Annotated in this window: 15 protein-coding genes; 12 read left to right on the top strand and 3 right to left on the bottom strand. The window is 50.9% G+C overall.

The features are described 5' to 3' along the window. Positions 1 to 48 precede the first annotated feature (48 nt). The 3 genes from lysC to JJU14_RS01370 all read left to right on the top strand — a co-directional run bounded on the left by lysC (position 49) and on the right by JJU14_RS01370 (position 3127). Positions 49 to 1395 (top strand): lysine-sensitive aspartokinase 3, encoded by a 1347-nt coding sequence (lysC, locus tag JJU14_RS01380; protein ID WP_228610779.1) that lies wholly within the window; start codon positions 49 to 51, stop codon positions 1393 to 1395. A gap of 88 nt (positions 1396 to 1483) precedes the next feature. Continuing rightward, complete coding sequence (locus JJU14_RS01375; protein WP_228610777.1) at positions 1484 to 2743, top strand: FAD-dependent oxidoreductase; 1260 nt, start codon at positions 1484 to 1486, stop codon at positions 2741 to 2743. 78 nt (positions 2744 to 2821) lie between these two features. Continuing rightward, positions 2822 to 3127, top strand: coding sequence for a hypothetical protein (locus JJU14_RS01370; RefSeq protein ID WP_228610774.1), 306 nt, complete (start codon positions 2822 to 2824; stop codon positions 3125 to 3127). Positions 3128 to 3154: 27 nt separating this feature from the next. Here the strand turns inward: JJU14_RS01370 and JJU14_RS01365 are convergent, their stop codons facing one another. The 3 genes from JJU14_RS01365 to JJU14_RS01355 are packed head-to-tail and all read right to left on the bottom strand — an operon-like array spanning position 3155 to position 5662. Beyond that, positions 3155 to 4330: a mandelate racemase/muconate lactonizing enzyme family protein gene (locus tag JJU14_RS01365; protein WP_228610772.1), complete on the bottom strand. Its 1176-nt coding sequence runs from the start codon at positions 4328 to 4330 to the stop codon at positions 3155 to 3157. A 29-nt stretch (positions 4331 to 4359) separates the two neighbouring features. Beyond that, positions 4360 to 5127 carry a class II aldolase/adducin family protein gene (locus JJU14_RS01360; protein WP_228610857.1) on the bottom strand — a complete coding sequence of 256 codons (768 nt, stop codon included), beginning with the start codon at positions 5125 to 5127 and terminating at the stop codon, positions 4360 to 4362. Positions 5128 to 5140: 13 nt separating this feature from the next. Further along, positions 5141 to 5662: an ACT domain-containing protein gene (locus tag JJU14_RS01355; RefSeq protein WP_228610770.1), complete on the bottom strand. Its 522-nt coding sequence runs from the start codon at positions 5660 to 5662 to the stop codon at positions 5141 to 5143. A 160-nt stretch (positions 5663 to 5822) separates the two neighbouring features. Between JJU14_RS01355 and dapA the strand changes: the two genes are divergently transcribed. The 9 genes from dapA to JJU14_RS01310 all read left to right on the top strand — a co-directional run bounded on the left by dapA (position 5823) and on the right by JJU14_RS01310 (position 15290). After that, complete coding sequence (gene dapA / locus JJU14_RS01350; protein ID WP_228610768.1) at positions 5823 to 6704, top strand: 4-hydroxy-tetrahydrodipicolinate synthase; 882 nt, start codon at positions 5823 to 5825, stop codon at positions 6702 to 6704. Between the two features lie 11 nt (positions 6705 to 6715). Then, complete coding sequence (bamC, locus tag JJU14_RS01345; protein ID WP_228610766.1) at positions 6716 to 7762, top strand: outer membrane protein assembly factor BamC; 1047 nt, start codon at positions 6716 to 6718, stop codon at positions 7760 to 7762. A 125-nt stretch (positions 7763 to 7887) separates the two neighbouring features. Continuing rightward, a complete protein-coding gene (gene purC, locus JJU14_RS01340; protein WP_228610764.1) occupies positions 7888 to 8604 on the top strand; it encodes a phosphoribosylaminoimidazolesuccinocarboxamide synthase in 717 nt (238 codons plus the stop codon). 45 nt (positions 8605 to 8649) lie between these two features. Further along, positions 8650 to 9750: a DUF2066 domain-containing protein gene (locus JJU14_RS01335; RefSeq protein ID WP_228610763.1), complete on the top strand. Its 1101-nt coding sequence runs from the start codon at positions 8650 to 8652 to the stop codon at positions 9748 to 9750. Next, positions 9751 to 10470, top strand: coding sequence for a DnaA regulatory inactivator Hda (hda, locus tag JJU14_RS01330; RefSeq protein WP_228610761.1), 720 nt, complete (start codon positions 9751 to 9753; stop codon positions 10468 to 10470). 16 nt (positions 10471 to 10486) lie between these two features. Then, complete coding sequence (pheS, locus tag JJU14_RS01325) at positions 10487 to 11467, top strand: phenylalanine--tRNA ligase subunit alpha (RefSeq protein ID WP_228610759.1); 981 nt, start codon at positions 10487 to 10489, stop codon at positions 11465 to 11467. Positions 11468 to 11482: 15 nt separating this feature from the next. Beyond that, positions 11483 to 13870: a phenylalanine--tRNA ligase subunit beta gene (pheT, locus tag JJU14_RS01320; RefSeq protein WP_228610757.1), complete on the top strand. Its 2388-nt coding sequence runs from the start codon at positions 11483 to 11485 to the stop codon at positions 13868 to 13870. 2 nt (positions 13871 to 13872) lie between these two features. Further along, entirely contained in the window at positions 13873 to 14169 is a 297-nt protein-coding gene (gene ihfA, locus JJU14_RS01315; RefSeq protein WP_091341292.1) for an integration host factor subunit alpha, read from the top strand. A 179-nt stretch (positions 14170 to 14348) separates the two neighbouring features. Continuing rightward, the gene (locus JJU14_RS01310) at positions 14349 to 15290 is read left to right on the top strand and encodes a DUF523 and DUF1722 domain-containing protein (RefSeq protein ID WP_228610755.1); all 942 of its coding nucleotides are present in this window, start codon (positions 14349 to 14351) and stop codon (positions 15288 to 15290) included. Positions 15291 to 15301: the final 11 nt, after the last annotated feature.

The following is a 15301-nucleotide window of genomic DNA, read 5'->3' as shown; positions in this document are numbered from 1 at the left end:
TTATCAAATGCCGTGCTCTGCTTATTGTTGCTGCATAAGGAGAGATCCATGTCTGAACTCATCGTTGCTAAATTTGGTGGCACCAGTGTCGCCGATTTCCAGGCCATGTCCCGCTGTGCCGATATTGTGTTGGCCGACGACCGCATTCGTGTCGTAGTGGTCAGCGCCAGTGCTGGTGTTACCAATCAGTTGGTGGCCATTAGCCAGCATACCGAACTTACCGAACGCTTTACGGCATACACCGAAATTGAACGCATTACCATGGCAGTGCTGCAGGCGCTTAGCCACCCGGAAGCGGTAGCTGCGCACATTGATGTGTTGTTGTCTGAGCTGCGTATATTGATCGAACAGGCGGGTGCTGTGTTCAGTGTCCAACAAAAAGATGAGATCCTTTCTTTTGGTGAGCGCCTTAGTTCAGTGCTGTTTACCCAGGTACTGGCTGAGCGGGATGCGGCTGTCGCCTGCTTTGACAGCCGTCTGGTGCTTCGTACCGACAGTCACTTTGGTAAAGCTGAGCCTCAAGTCGATGCTATCCGTGCTTTGTGTCAGCAACAAATCAAACCCCTGCTTGGCAGCGAGCGTTTGGTGATGCAAGGCTTTATCGGTGCTGATGCGCAGGGACAGACGACTACTTTAGGCCGTGGTGGCTCAGATTACAGTGCCGCCTTGCTGGGTGAGGCGTTGGATGCCAGTGTGGTACAAATCTGGACCGATGTGGTTGGCATCTTTACCACCGATCCCCGTTTAACTGAACAGGCACGTTGTATTCGCGAAATCAGCTTCGATGAAGCCGCCGAAATGGCTACCTTTGGTGCCAAAGTATTGCATCCAGCGACCTTGTTGCCAGCCGTGCGACAAAATATCCGGGTCTTTGTTGGTTCCAGCCGGGAGCCTGAGGCTGGCGGCACCTGGATTGCCCGTGAGGTCACCGAGCGCCCGGCCTATCGAGCCATTGCCCTGCGTAAATCCCAGACCTTGATTACGGTGAAAAGCCCAGCCATGTTGCATGCTGCTGGTTTTTTGACCCGAGTGTTCGATGTGTTGAGTCGTCATCATATCTCAGTAGATTTGGTTACAACGTCAGAAATCAGTGTAGCACTCACTCTGGATGAAGCCCCCGGTAGTGCTTTTGATAGTCTGACAGAAACGGCGATAGGGGAGTTGCGCCTGCTCGGTGAAGTGAAAGTGGAACATGGTTTAAGTTTGGTGGCCGTCATTGGCAATCACTTGCACAGTAGTCGTGGTATTACCGGTGAGCTGTTCCAGGCGTTGGAAGGTGTGAATATGCGCATGATTTGCCATGGCGCTTCCAAGCACAACTTGTGTTTCTTGGTACAGGACGCCGATGCGACTCCTGTGGTTAAACAGCTGCACCAGAGCTTGTTTACAGCCTGATCATGGCGCTGCCTTCGTCGCAGACAGAGAAATAAAGCTACTTATGCTACCTTGATGTAGAAAGACAACTACAGAAGGAGTATGCATGATGGCTGAGCCTGGAGTCCAGTATTCCATCGCGGTAATTGGTAGCGGTATGGCCGGGCTTGTTGCGGCTTATCGTGCGCGTTGCGCTGGGCATCAAGTCACACTCTTTGAAGCCCTGAACAGCCATGGCATGGATGCTCATGCTCTCAGGGTAGACGGTGGCCTGGTGGATGTGCCACTGCGGGTGATGAGCCCAGCCAGTTGGCCTAAGGTGTTGCAACTTGCCAAAGAGCTTGGTGTTACTACTTTCGGTGTTCGTACTTTTACGTCCTGTAGCTGGCGCAACCGAGCAACCTGGTTCAAAAGCGGCGAGCTGCCGCTTTTAGGCTGGCCTTTTGTTGGTGGCTGGCGTTATCTCAATGGTCGCGCCCTGCGTCTGGGGCTTGGGATCTGGCAACTGCGCCGCTTAACCGACAAGCTTGAACGACATCAAAGCGATCTTACCCTTGGCGACGTATTGCAGCAGCATCGCATTGATCTGCTATTTTGGCGTGGGCTGGTACTGCCCATTCTAACCACCATCTGCACCTGCAAGGAACAATATCTGCTGAACTGGCCGGCAAGGCAGTTGCTTACGCTGCTTCACAGCATTCTGCACCACGGTGGTCTTTGTCGCCTTGAAGGAGGTACCACTGCGCTGGTGAATGCCTTGAGCAAGAACTTGCAGCTGCATAGTGGCAGCCCTGTCGTGCAGTTGCAGCAGGACGATGTGGGAGTAAAGGTTTTCAACGAACGGGGTGACGGAGGCTTGTACGATCGGGTCATTGTTGCGACCCAAGCCAATCACCTGAGTTTTTTGGATGAACAGCAGTTTGCTGAGGAGCGGGCGCTGCTGCAAACCATTAGCTTTGACTCAGGGGAGCTTTGGGTTCATCAGGACCCTCGCTTTATGCCGCTGGACAAACGTGACTGGACGGCTCTGAACTTTCAGATGGACCAGGCGCTGGAACAAGCCATGTTTACCGTTTGGGTCAATCCGTTGCAACCTGATCTCAACGACAAAGCAGCTGTGTTTCAGACCTGGAACCCATTGTTCGAACCTTTACCGGACACCGTGCTGGCCCGGATACCACTGCAACGTGCCGTGGTTGGCGCCGCGAATGCTCGTGTGCATCAGGCGCTGGCAGAATGGCACCGCCAGCCTGGTCGCAAAGTCTTCTTTTGTGGCTCCTGGGCCTATGAAGGGGTACCGCTGCTTGAATCGGCTGTGCGTTCCGCCAATGCCGTGGTCGAAGCTATTGCCGCCAAGCATTTAGATTGAAAGCTCCAGCCGTTTATTGGCATACAGGCTTAGCTTTAGTGCTATAGTCTCGCCATAACTTACCGGGCAAGGCCTCTTATGAAGTTGGATAAAGCAAAAAAACGCATCGCAAAACAAGTCAAGAAAGGTTTTGATGGTTATCCTCACATTACCTTAGCGTATTTTGGTTCTTCGGTAGAGGGCTGCAAGACGCCGGATTGCGTTACTGAAGTGGTGGTAAGCTTTGTTGCCGAAGCTGGCGCAGCAGCACAGGAGCAGCGCTTTGCCAGCAGTGTTGATGTGCGGGAGGATGAAGCGATTCAATCTGTATTGGTAAAGATTATCGAGCGAGCAAAGGCCCGAACGGTCACTGAAATAGCTGGTGTAGCTACTCGAAAACCGTAAGGACACGTCTTGGCTCGCCGGTGGCGCTTATTTAATCTCTACCCGTTGTGAACGCATCACCACTTCGTCGTTGAGCTCAATACCGATGCCAGGTGTTTCTGACACCTGGAAAAAGCCGTTGACCGGTTGAGGATCTTGCAGGCAGAGCTCGCGGTTCCAGCGTTTCAAAGCGTAGGTATGGTGCTCGTGGATCAGAAAGTTCGGGATGGCCGTTTCCAGGTGCAGAGCGGCCGCAGTAGCTACCGGACCACCACAGACGTGAGCCTGAATGCGGATATCGAAGATATCGGCGTAATCACACACCTTTTTGGTTTCAGTAAAGCCGCCGCAAAGGCCGATATCCGGTTGCAGTACATCGATGCTTTGATCTTCAAAGTAGGGACGCACGCCCCAGCGATTGTACAGTCGCTCGCCACCTGCAATAGGTACTTTCACCTTGCGGGCGACCTTGTCATGCAATGAGTGGTTTAAGTAGTTCACCGGCTCTTCGTAGTACATGCAATCGAACTCTTCGGCGATTTCTCCAATCTGAATGGCGCTGGTAGCGCCAGGCAAGCTGTGGCACTCGAAAATAATGTCCACTTCATCGCCAACCGCTTCCCGAATGGCCCGCATTCTGGCGCGATAGAGTTTCATCTCGGTGCGGGAAATAATGTTGGTGCGATCGTAATAGGTGTTGCCATCTTTATCGTACTGAATTGGATCGACTTTGACCGCATCGTATCCTTCGGCGATGGCTTTTAACGCGGCTTCAGCATACTGTTCTGGGTGAACCAGGGCTTTGAATTCCGGGCCCCAGTCAAATTGCAGCTGTGATGCGTAGGTACGCAGTTTGTCGTTCACCTTGCCGCCAAGCAACTGATAGACCGGTACACCCAGAGCTTTGCCTTTAATGTCCCAAAGCGCAGTGTCAATGGCCGACATCGCCGCATACACCACCGGGCCACCACCCAGCCCCCAGAAGCTTTCCCGCAGCATCCGCGACCAGAGTTTTTCGGTTTGGAACGGGTCATGACCTAGTAAAAAGGCTTCGGCCATTTCCTTGATCATGGCGGCTGCCGCACTGTGACCTAAATCGTAGGCCAGGCCGGCTTCGCCGACGCCATGAATGCCTTCGTCGGTGTGGATGCGCACAAAAACCGGGGTCCAGGCCGGACGCTCAGGGCAGTGGATATCGAACACTTCAACGCGGATAACTTTCATAGCGCTTCCTTTTCAGAGCAGAAACCAAATTAACGGGCAAAGCCTGGATCGAGTCGCCAAGCTTTACGTAGCATCGCGGGCCAGGCCTTCTGGCCGCCTGTACTGCCACTATGCACCAGCTTGGCTTGTTGGTAAATACCATCTTGAATGGCTTGTGGTACTTCGATTGTTTTTTCACCACAGCTTTGCAGCAACACCTGAATTTCACAGGCGCGTTGCAAGTCGTACATCCGCATAAAGGCATCGCCCACAGTCGGTCCCACCGTTAAACCACCATGATTGACCAGCAGCAAATGATTGTTCTGTCCTAAATCTGCTTGCAACCTGGCTTTTTCCTCGGCATTCACCGCCAAGCCCTCGTACTGATGGTATGAGAGCGATGGCAGGGAAAACATCGAGTACTGACTAAGCGGACGCAGGCCACCTTCAAGGCTAGCGACGGCAATGGTAGCAGGCGTATGCAGGTGGATCACGCAGTGGGCATCTGCCCGTACTTCATGGATGGCACTGTGAATGGTAAAACCTGCCGGATTGATCTGAAAAGGTGTGTCATCCAGAATAGTACCCTGCAAATCAACCTTCACCAGATTGGATGCAGTGACCTCTTCAAAAGTCAGACCAAAGGCATTGACCAGATAGTGATCAGTACCAGGCAAGCGTGCCGATAAATGGGTGTAGATGAGATCGTCCCAGCCAAAATGGGCGACTAAACGGTAACAGGCGGCTAAATCCAGCCGCAATTGCCATTCTTCATCTGAAACTTTGCCCTGCAAACTGAACTGAGGTAGAGGTGGAATCATCAAAGGCTCCTTAAATTTGGGCACTGAAGTCGCCGGTTAAACCGAGTTCATGCATTAGGCTCTCCACCGCCTGCTTGACCTCAGGCACCGACTGATCCTGCATAAATTGCATGGTCATGCTGGCTTCCATCCACTGGCCATCATCTTTTGCAATGGTTTTTGAACGTAAGGCGGCAATGGAGACCTGATGCTGTGCCAGCAAAGCCGTGATGGCACGAAGGGTGCCTACTTTATCCGGCCCCTGATAGCTCAGCACGTAATGGCTGGCCACTGGTGGTAGCTCGTGCGCAGGAGTGCGTTTCATCATGGTCAGCAAATCCAGTTCAAGTCCAAGGCTTGGCAACAAGTGTTCTACTCTGCTTATGGCCGTTGGTTCGCCAGCTAATAACATAATAAAGGTAAGTTCATGGCCAAATATTGCCATGCGGCTATCAAGAATATTGCAGTGACAGTCCGTTACCAGCCGTGCTAACTGGCTAACCAGGCCGGTTCGATCGGTGCCTATAGCGGTAACCACCAGATGTTGCGTCATGACAAATCCTGTACAGAGAAATTGCTTCGCATTGTAGCATATTGCTCTGGAGTGTCATGCAGCCAAAGCATGACAGGGACTTGTTTTAATAGCGAACCTTGTGTTTAGTGGGCGCAGTCTTTAACATAGGCGCCCGGAAAGAATTTGGGATTGTTAGCGCATGTTGAAAGGCAGTTATGTGGCATTAATCACCCCCATGCTTGCATCGGGTGAAGTAGACTATGCCGGTTTAGAGCGTTTGGTTGGCTTTCATCTGGAGCAGGGCACCGACGGTTTGGTTGTGCTCGGTACCACGGCCGAAGCTGCCACACTTGAGCTGGAAGAGCAGCTGGCCATTATCCAGGCAGTTTGCCAGCAAGTTGCTGGTGCTGTGCCAGTGATTGTCGGTAATGGTGGCAACTCGACCAAAGCCGCAGTAGAAAAAACCAAGTTGTTTGCTGCCCAGCCGGCGGATGGTTTTTTAACGGTAACGCCTTACTACAACAAGCCGATGCAAAAAGGGATGAAGCTGCACTTCGAAGCCATTGCCGCGGCAACCGACAAACCTATTTTACTGTACAATGTCCCCGGCAGGACGGCAGTTGATTTGCTTCCGGAAACAGTGGCAGAGCTATCTAAAGTAGCAAATATTGTCGGTATTAAAGAAGCCACAGGTTCGCTTGAACGGCTGCAGGATTTAAAAGACTGTTGCCCGCAAGATTTCTCGCTCTTTAGTGGCGATGATGGCAGCAGTGCCGATTTTCTGCTGGCTGGTGGCCATGGGGTAATTTCAGTTACCGCCAATGTCGCTCCTGCTGCAATTGCCGCTATGGTAAAGGCTGCAGCAAGCGGTGAAATAGAAAGATGCCGGGTGATAGATGCCAGCTTGCAACCACTGCACAAGCAATTGTTTGTAGAGGCCAACCCCATTCCGGTAAAGTGGGCTCTGGCCCGTATTGGCTTGATAGCCTCAGATTTTGTTCGCTTACCTTTAACGACACTGGAACCAATTCACCAGGCCGGTATCGAAGAAGCATTACATCACGCCACCATTGATTTTTAGGAGTTTACCAGGTGCATTATTCGGTAACCAGTTGTGTTCTTGCCAGTCTGCTGCTTAGCGGCTGTTCATTTTTTTCCTCGCCAAAAGCTGATCCAGAGCCAATTGTTGGCCAGCCGCTGCAAGTGCCTGCGCATTTATCGGCACCACCGCAACCTGCACAGTATGATATTCCAGCTGTGCGCTCCACTGTGCAACAGGTTGATGCGCAACCACCTGGCCTGGTGTTAACTTTGTCCACAAGCAGTAGAGTAGATGAAGAAGAAACCCGGGCCCGTATCTGGTTTGATCGTACCGATTTTAGTGGTGACTTGCAGCCCTTTTTAGAGCAAAAGCTGAGTGAGTTTTTCTCCGAGAATAGCATTGGCTATCAGCAAGAATCGGAGTTGGCATGGGTAACTGACTGGGTAGTTCAAACCGATACCACAGGTATGTGGTTCTGGAAGTCCAAGCAGCCTCGTGATCAGGCTCGTTTCCGGGTAAGTATGGAGCCAAGGCCGCATGGGCGCAGCGTGGCATTACTGGTCGAAATGCTGGAGCATGAGTACTTCGACAGAGGCAGACCTCTATTACCAACTGGTGTCAAACGTGAAGAAACTGCTTTTCTGAACAGTTTCACAGCTTTTGTCGGTGACTACGAGTTCCGCCAGGCACAGCTGCGACGCAGTCGCCCGGTTGATACTAGTTTGCAGTTAGGGGTAGATGGGCAAGGCCAGCCCGCTTTACTATCCGAACAGCCGCTCGAGGTGGTTTGGTCTCAGCTGGAAAGCCTGTTTGAAGCTGTGAATCTTTCAGTGACGGATTTGAATCGGTCGGCTTCAACCTACTATCTGCGTTATGAGCAACCCAAACAAGGCTTTTTGTCACGTTTGTTCCGTCGTAAGGCGATGCCGACACTACCACTGACTAACGGTGACTACCAGGTAGTGCTGGGGCGGTCTCAACAGCAAACCAGCCTCAGCTTTCGCGATAAAAATGGACAGGTACTGTCAGAGTCTGTCGTCGCACAGCTTGAATCAGTCCTGCTGACGGTCGTAAGCGAGACTCGCTTGGAGTTGTAAACAGCATTGTGAGTTTTTATCCTGCAAGCTGTTTTTGGATGAAAACCCGTAAAAAAGTGATTTGAGAATGGCGCAAAGCCCCGTATACTTTGCGCCCTGAAATTTTGCTCAGGCCGGAGTCGCAGATGGCGCAAAAAACAACCGAGTTATACCGTGGTAAAGCTAAAACTGTCTATCACACTACGGATGCAGATAAGCTGATCCTGCATTTCCGTAACGATACTTCTGCTTTTGATGGTGAACGTATTGAGCAGCTAGCTCGCAAAGGGATGGTGAACAACAAGTTCAACTTCTTTATTATGCAGCAGCTGGAGCAGGCCGGAATTCCTACCCAGGTGGAAGCGTTGCTAAGCGACGATGAAGTGCTGGTAAAGAAGCTGGATATGATTCCGGTTGAGTGTGTGGTACGGAATTTTGCTGCAGGCTCTTTGGTCAAGCGGCTTGGTGTCGAAGAAGGCCTGGCATTAACACCGCCCACTTTTGAATTGTTTCTGAAAAACGATGCCTTGCACGATCCGATGATCAATGATTCGCATGTAGTGTCTTTTGGCTGGGCCACAGCCGAGCAGCTGGCACAGATGAAGCAGTTGACCTTACGGGTCAATGACGTCTTGTCTAATCTGTTTGATCAAGCTGGTTTAATGCTGGTGGATTTCAAATTGGAATTTGGGCTATTTCATGGCCAGATCGTGCTGGGTGACGAGTTCTCACCGGATGGTTGCCGGTTGTGGGATAAGGCTACCCGCAAAAAGCTGGATAAAGATCGCTTCAGGCAAGGCTTGGGTGGCGTCGTAGAGGCCTACGAAGAAGTTGCCCAGCGTCTGGGCGTGCCAATCGATTAATTCGTAAGCCACCGTTTGGTGGCTTTATCACGTATGAGGCAGCTGATGACCAAGCAGTTCACAGAGAAGTATAAACCAGGGCAGCAATTGGCGTTGTTGGTGTTACTCTGTGTTCTGGCGTTGCTGCTGCAGAGTGGTCAGGCCATTGCCAGCCCGCTTTATACTGCTGAAGTGTCCGCAGAGCAAAGTCGTCAGCAATGGCAACGCGAAGCCTTTGAACAGGTGATCCGCCGTATTTCTGCTGATCCGGATGTGTTGTCTCATCCCGCTGTGCAGCAAGAACGACAGCGGGCTAATACGTACGTCAAACAATTTGAAGCCATTCGTACCGAGCAAGGACCCGCTGTGCGGGTAATGATGGATCAGCAAAAAATTCAACAGCTGTTTCGGGAGCAGCAGTTATTAATTTGGGACAGCCGGCGTCCTCAAAGTCTGATTTGGCTGGTGCAACAGGATATGCAAGGACGTCAGTTTGTTAGGCAGCGGCAGCATGACCTGGTGCTGGCTATACAACAACGTGCTCAACAGCGAATGATACCGCTGATTTGGCCTTTGTACGATATGGAAGATCTACTCAATTTGACTGAAACGGACGTCTGGGCAGGATTCTGGCAGCAAATCCGCACAGCGAGCAGCCGCTACCAACCTGACTTAGTTGTCACAATGCAGTTAAGTGAACAGCAAAGCGAAGACAACCTTGAGTACCAACTATTCTGGCAACTTGATCAACAAGGCCGTGTAGAGCGTTTTGAGCTGGCTGGTAGCAATGCAACCCAATTAGCGGCTGACTTTGTTGATGCCTTGGCTGATTTGTTGGCACAACGCTTTGCTGTGCGCTATTTGACAGAGAGTGAGCCATTGGAGTTAATGGTAACAGGTGCTAGCGACTGGGCAGACTGGGTCCGTTTACAGCGTTTGCTGAGCAGTTTTCCTGGTGTTGGTCAGGTCGATTTAATCAAACGATCTGGTGATTGGTCGAAACTACGTTTGCAGTTATCGATTCCGTTGGACGAGTGGCTGCAACTGGTCGCGCTGGAACCCGCCTTAAGTTTATTGGCGAGCGGTGAAGTAAATCAGCCGATAAGTCTGTTAACGCCGGCCAGTGCTGGGGTGGATGCCATTCAACTTCGGTTTGAACGTCCTTAGATGCAGCCTACCCAGTTTACGTTACCGGTGACCTTGCCGGAAGATGAAACGCTGGACAGTTTTTATAGCAGTAAACCTCATCCAGCGGTGGATTACATCCGGCAGTACTTAGCTCAGCCTGCTGACAAAGCGCCCTTGTATTTATTTGGTGCCAGCGGGGCTGGCAAGTCGCATTTGTTGTATGCGGCCTGTGTTCATGCACAGGAGATGGGGCTAACCAGCCAGTTGCTTGCGCTGGAGCATCTGCACCAGCTCGATGCCAGGGTACTGGATGATCTAGAACACCTGGATTTGGTCTGTCTTGATAATATTCAGGCCATAGCCAGCGACATTAGCTGGCAAACCGCGGTGTTTGATTTATACAACCGGATGGCGGAGCAGGGCAAATGCCTGCTTATTGTAGCGAATGAAGCTCCAACTCAGCTCGGTTTTCAGTTGGCAGATCTGGTTTCCAGGTTGCAAGCATGTACCAGTTATCAGCTGCGGTTGCCTGGCGATCCGGAAAAACAACTGTTGCTGCAGTATAAAGCCCATGTAAGAGGCATAGAGTTAACCACGGAGGTGGCGCGTTACTTGCTGAACAGGCAGCAACGGGACATCCGGGCACTGGTGGCGATTTTGGATCAGCTGGATAAGGCGTCCATCGTGCACCAACGCAAAATTACCATTCCATTCGTCAAGGCCGTACTGGCGGATGACGACGGACATTATTTCGATTGAGTGAGCTGAGGAAACGATGGAGCTGAATGCATTGTTAGAACAGGCTACACAAGCTATCCAGGCCAGTAGCGATATTGCTGGGCTGGAGCAGGTTCGTGTGGATTACATGGGGAAAAAAGGCCAGATCACTGAGCTTTTGAAGTCTTTGGGTGGCATGGATCCCGAACAGCGTAAAGTCGCCGGTCAGCATATCAATGAGCTGAAGCAGCAAGTGCAGCAAGCACTTAATGAAAAACGCGATCAGTTGCAACTAGCCCAACTTGCCGAAAAGCTGGCCAGTGAGCGCATCGATGTTACCCTGCCTGGCCGTCAGCTTGAAAACGGTGGTTTGCACCCGGTTACCCGTACCATTCAGCGTATTGAAAGCTTCTTTGCCGAACTTGGCTTTAGTGTGAAGCAAGGCCCTGAAATCGAAGATGACTTTCATAACTTTGATGCTCTGAATATTCCCGAGCATCATCCGGCACGAGCAGATCACGATACCTTTTATTTTAACCCCAAGTTGATGCTGCGAACCCAGACCTCTGGTGTGCAAATCCGTACTATGGAAGTTGAAGCTCCGCCGCTGCGGATTATTTCGCCTGGGCGGGTCTATCGTAATGATTACGATCAAACTCATACACCGATGTTTCACCAAGTCGAGGGGTTGATGGTCGATACCGATGTCAGCTTCACTGAGCTTAAAGGCATTTTGCATGATTTCTTGCAGAACTTTTTTGAACAGGAACTTCAGGTACGTTTTCGGCCGTCTTTTTTCCCTTTTACCGAGCCTTCGGCTGAAGTAGATGTGATGGGTAAAAACGGCAAGTGGTTGGAAGTGCTTGGCTGTGGCATGGTGCACCCGAATGTGTTGAAGTCGGTTGGCATCGATCCAACCAAATACAGTGGCTTTGCCTTTGGTATGGGTGTAGAGCGTCTGACGATGTTGCGCTATGGTGTGACCGATTTGCGTTCGTTCTTCGAAAACGATGTACGTTTCCTTAAACAGTTCAGATAAGCAGGATCGATTGACATGAAGTTTAGTGAAAGTTGGTTACGTGAATGGGTCAATCCGGCAGTCAGTTCGGATGTGCTGTCTGAACAGTTGTCGATGGCTGGCTTGGAGGTCGATGCAGTCAACCCGGTAGCTGGCGACTTTATCGGTGTGGTGGTTGGCGAAGTGGTGTCCTGCGCTCAACATCCTGATGCCGATAAACTGCAAGTGACAAAAGTTGATGTTGGTGACGAAGAGCTATTGGATATTGTCTGTGGTGCCAGCAATTGCCGACAAGGCTTGAAAGTGGCTGTGGCCAAAGTCGGTGCCGTATTACCGGGCGACTTCAAAATTAAAAAGGCCAAACTGCGTGGTCAGCCATCAATGGGCATGCTGTGTTCTTTATCCGAGCTTGGTATGGCTGAAGAGTCTGCTGGGATTGTTGAGCTGCCTGCAGATGCGCCTATTGGTCAGGATATCCGTAAGTACTTGCAGTTGGACGATGTCAGCATTGAGGTGGACTTAACACCAAATCGGGCAGATTGTCTTGGTTTACTTGGTCTGGCACGGGAAGTCGCAGTACTCAATGCTCTTGATTTCCAGGCTCCAGCTTACAAAGCGGTTGAACCTGTCCATGATGAGCAGCGTCAGATCGAACTGCTGGCTCCAGATGCTTGTCCACGTTATTTAGGGCGTGTGATTCACAACATCAATCCTGGTGTATCCAGTCCACTCTGGTTGGTGGAGAAACTTCGCCGTTCAGGTGTGCGTTCAATTGATCCTGTGGTTGATGTTACTAACTTTGTGCTACTGGAGCTGGGCCATCCAATGCATGCCTTTGATTTAGCAAAAATTGAAGGCAATATTCAGGTGCGTTATGCTCACAGCGACGAGAAAATGGTGTTGTTGGATGGATCTGAAGTAACTTTGTTGCCAGGTACTCTGGTGATTGCTGATCAACAAAAGCCACTAGCAATGGCCGGGATCTTTGGTGGTTTACACAGCGGCGTGACTGAACAAAGTTACGACATCTTCTTGGAAAGTGCTTTTTTTGCGCCAGAGGCGATGGCAGGCAAAGCCCGGCAGTATGGTTTGCATACCGATGCGTCACACCGTTACGAGCGTGGTGTAGACCCAGCCCTGCAGCGCCAGGCGATGGAGCGTGCAACAGCCCTGCTGCTGGATATCGTCGGTGGTGAACCAGGTCCTATAGTCGAGGCTGTCAGTAGTTCGCATATACCAAAAGCCAACCAGATAAACCTGAGCGCTACTCAGCTAAATAAGTTACTAGGGATCAGCATCGAAGCCAGTACGGTTGAGCGTATTTTGCGCCAGTTGGGGCTTGAGGTTACCAACACGGCGGATGGCTGGCAGGTCAGAACACCCTCCTGGCGCTTTGATTTGGCCATTGCCGAAGATTTAATTGAAGAAGTGGCCCGGGTTTATGGCTACAATCAGATCCCGAACGAGGCACCCAGCGCCCGTTTAACCATGCGCCGCTTTGCCGAAGCGGAGATCCCACTGCACCTGTTGCGTCAGTTGTTGGTCAATCGAGGGTACCTAGAGGCTATTACTTATAGCTTTGTCGATCCGAAAGTGCAGCAGTTGCTGTATCCGCAGGTTGAGGCGTTGCTGTTACCAAATCCGATTTCAGCCGATATGTCCGCCATGCGTTTGAGTACCTGGGCTGGTTTGTTGCAAACCGTGGTAGCTAACCAGAATCGGCAACAATTGCAATTGCGTTTGTTTGAGTCTGGCCTGAAGTTTGTACCGGATGCCTCGGCGGAAAATGGTGTACGTCAGGTCCCTGTGATAGGTGGGGTACTGGTTGGTTCAATAGGACAGGGCCAGTGGAATCAGACAGAGCGTCCTTATGACTTTTACGATGTGAAAGGCGATGTAGAAGCTTTGTTGGCAACCACTTCGGATGCTGATCGTTTTGATTTTGTTCCCGCTGAGCACACAGCGCTGCATCCGGGCCAGACTGCTGAGATTACCCGCCATGGTCAGCATGTAGGTTGGCTGGGTGCTCTGCATCCGGATGCTGAACGCAAGCTTGGGATTAAGGGTAAATGTTACCTGTTTGAGTTGGAGCTTGCCGGGCTTGGTGAGCGGGCTATTGTGCAAAGCCAGGAGCTATCCCGCTATCCTGCTAACCGACGAGATCTTGCTGTGGTGGTGAAATCGGATGTGCGTTTTGCTGATATTCTTGCTACTATTAAAAAAGTTGGCGGAAATCAACTGGTTGGCCTAAAATTATTTGACGTGTATAGCGGGCAGGGAGTGGCAGAAGGCTGCAAGTCGCTTGCCATCGCTTTGACGTTACAGGATAGTGCGCGAACCCTTGAGGATAAAGACATCCAGCAGGTTGTTGATCAGGTAGTAGTGGCGCTGAAAAACGAGTTCAATGCAACGCTGAGGGATTAACCATGGCACTGACCAAAGCAGATATCGCAGAGCGATTGTTTACCAAGTATGGGGTAAGTAAACGCGATGCCAAACTTATAGTTGAAGCTTTTTTTGAAGAAATTCGCTCGGCATTAGAAGCTGGGGAGCAAGTTAAGTTGTCTGGCTTTGGTAACTTTGATCTTCGTGTCAAGAATGAGCGACCAGGCCGTAACCCAAAAACCGGTGAGGATATTCCAATTTCTGCCCGTTGTGTGGTCACCTTTCGGCCAGGACAAAAGTTAAAGTCCAGGGTTGAAGAAGGCACCAGCAAGCTCTGATTTGGTTCATTACAAAGCCCTGACTTGTCAGGGCTTTGCTTTCTATAGCTCATGCTTTTTTGTGTGATGCTGCAACTTGTCGACTATTTAAGCAATCGCACTTCTTTTTTGCATTGACTGTTGATCCAACCTCAAGTCAGAGCTGTATCAAAAACTATCCAGTTCTGTGAGAATCTCGCATGCAATTACCCATTGGCATTAGTGCCTGTTTGCTGGGGCAAAAAGTACGCTACGACGGTGGTCATAAGGCTTCCGAGTTTTGTCTGAGTCAGTTGCAACCTTTCGTTCGCTACCATGCCGTTTGTCCGGAAAATGCCATTGGCCTTGGCACGCCTCGCCCTCCAATTCGCCTGTTGAAAAAAGATCATGGTGATATTCATCTGGTGCAGGTTAAAGATGCAAGTAAGGATTATACCGAAGCTATGCTGGACTACACCAAGCAGGTGTTACCCGGCATGGAAGATTTAGCTGGATTTATAGTCTGTGCCAAATCTCCCAGTTGCGGCATGGAGCGGGTACGCTTGTTCAATGAGCAGGGCCATCAACTTGGCAAAGCTGGAGTTGGGCTCTTTACCCGCGAACTGATGCAGCGTTATCCATGGTTACCGGTCGAAGAGGATGGTCGATTGCATGATGCTGAATTACGAGAAAGCTTTATCACCCGCATTTTTGCCTGCCATGACTATCAGCACTTGTGTCGCAGTGGTTTTAGTGTCGGCGGGCTGGTAGCTTTTCACAGCCGTTACAAGTTCCTGGTGATGGCGCACAGTCCCAGCGCGTACCGCCAGCTCGGCCGATTGGTCGCGCAGGCGAAGCTATTTGATACCAAGGAGCTGCAGCAGCGTTATCTGTTGGAACTGATGCAGGCCCTAAAGAAACCATGCAGCCGGAAAACACATGCTAACGTATTGCAACACCTGCAGGGTTTTTTTAAAAAGCATTTATCAGGCAAAGAACGCCAGGAGCTCAGCAGTTTGATTGATCGTTTCCGATTGGGGCATCTGCCGCTGATGGCTCCCCTGACTTTATTGCAACATCATTTATCCCGTTTCGAGCATCCATATCTGGCTGCACAAACCTATTTACAGCCCTATCCGGAAGCACTGGGACTCAGGGGGTAAAGCTGTGCGAG

It is taken from the genome of Alkalimonas sp. (genome assembly GCF_020831925.1).
Lineage (GTDB): Bacteria > Pseudomonadota > Gammaproteobacteria > Enterobacterales > Alteromonadaceae > Alkalimonas.
Note: the sequence above shows the minus strand (reverse complement) of the source record. Positions and strands in the feature narration are given on the sequence as shown.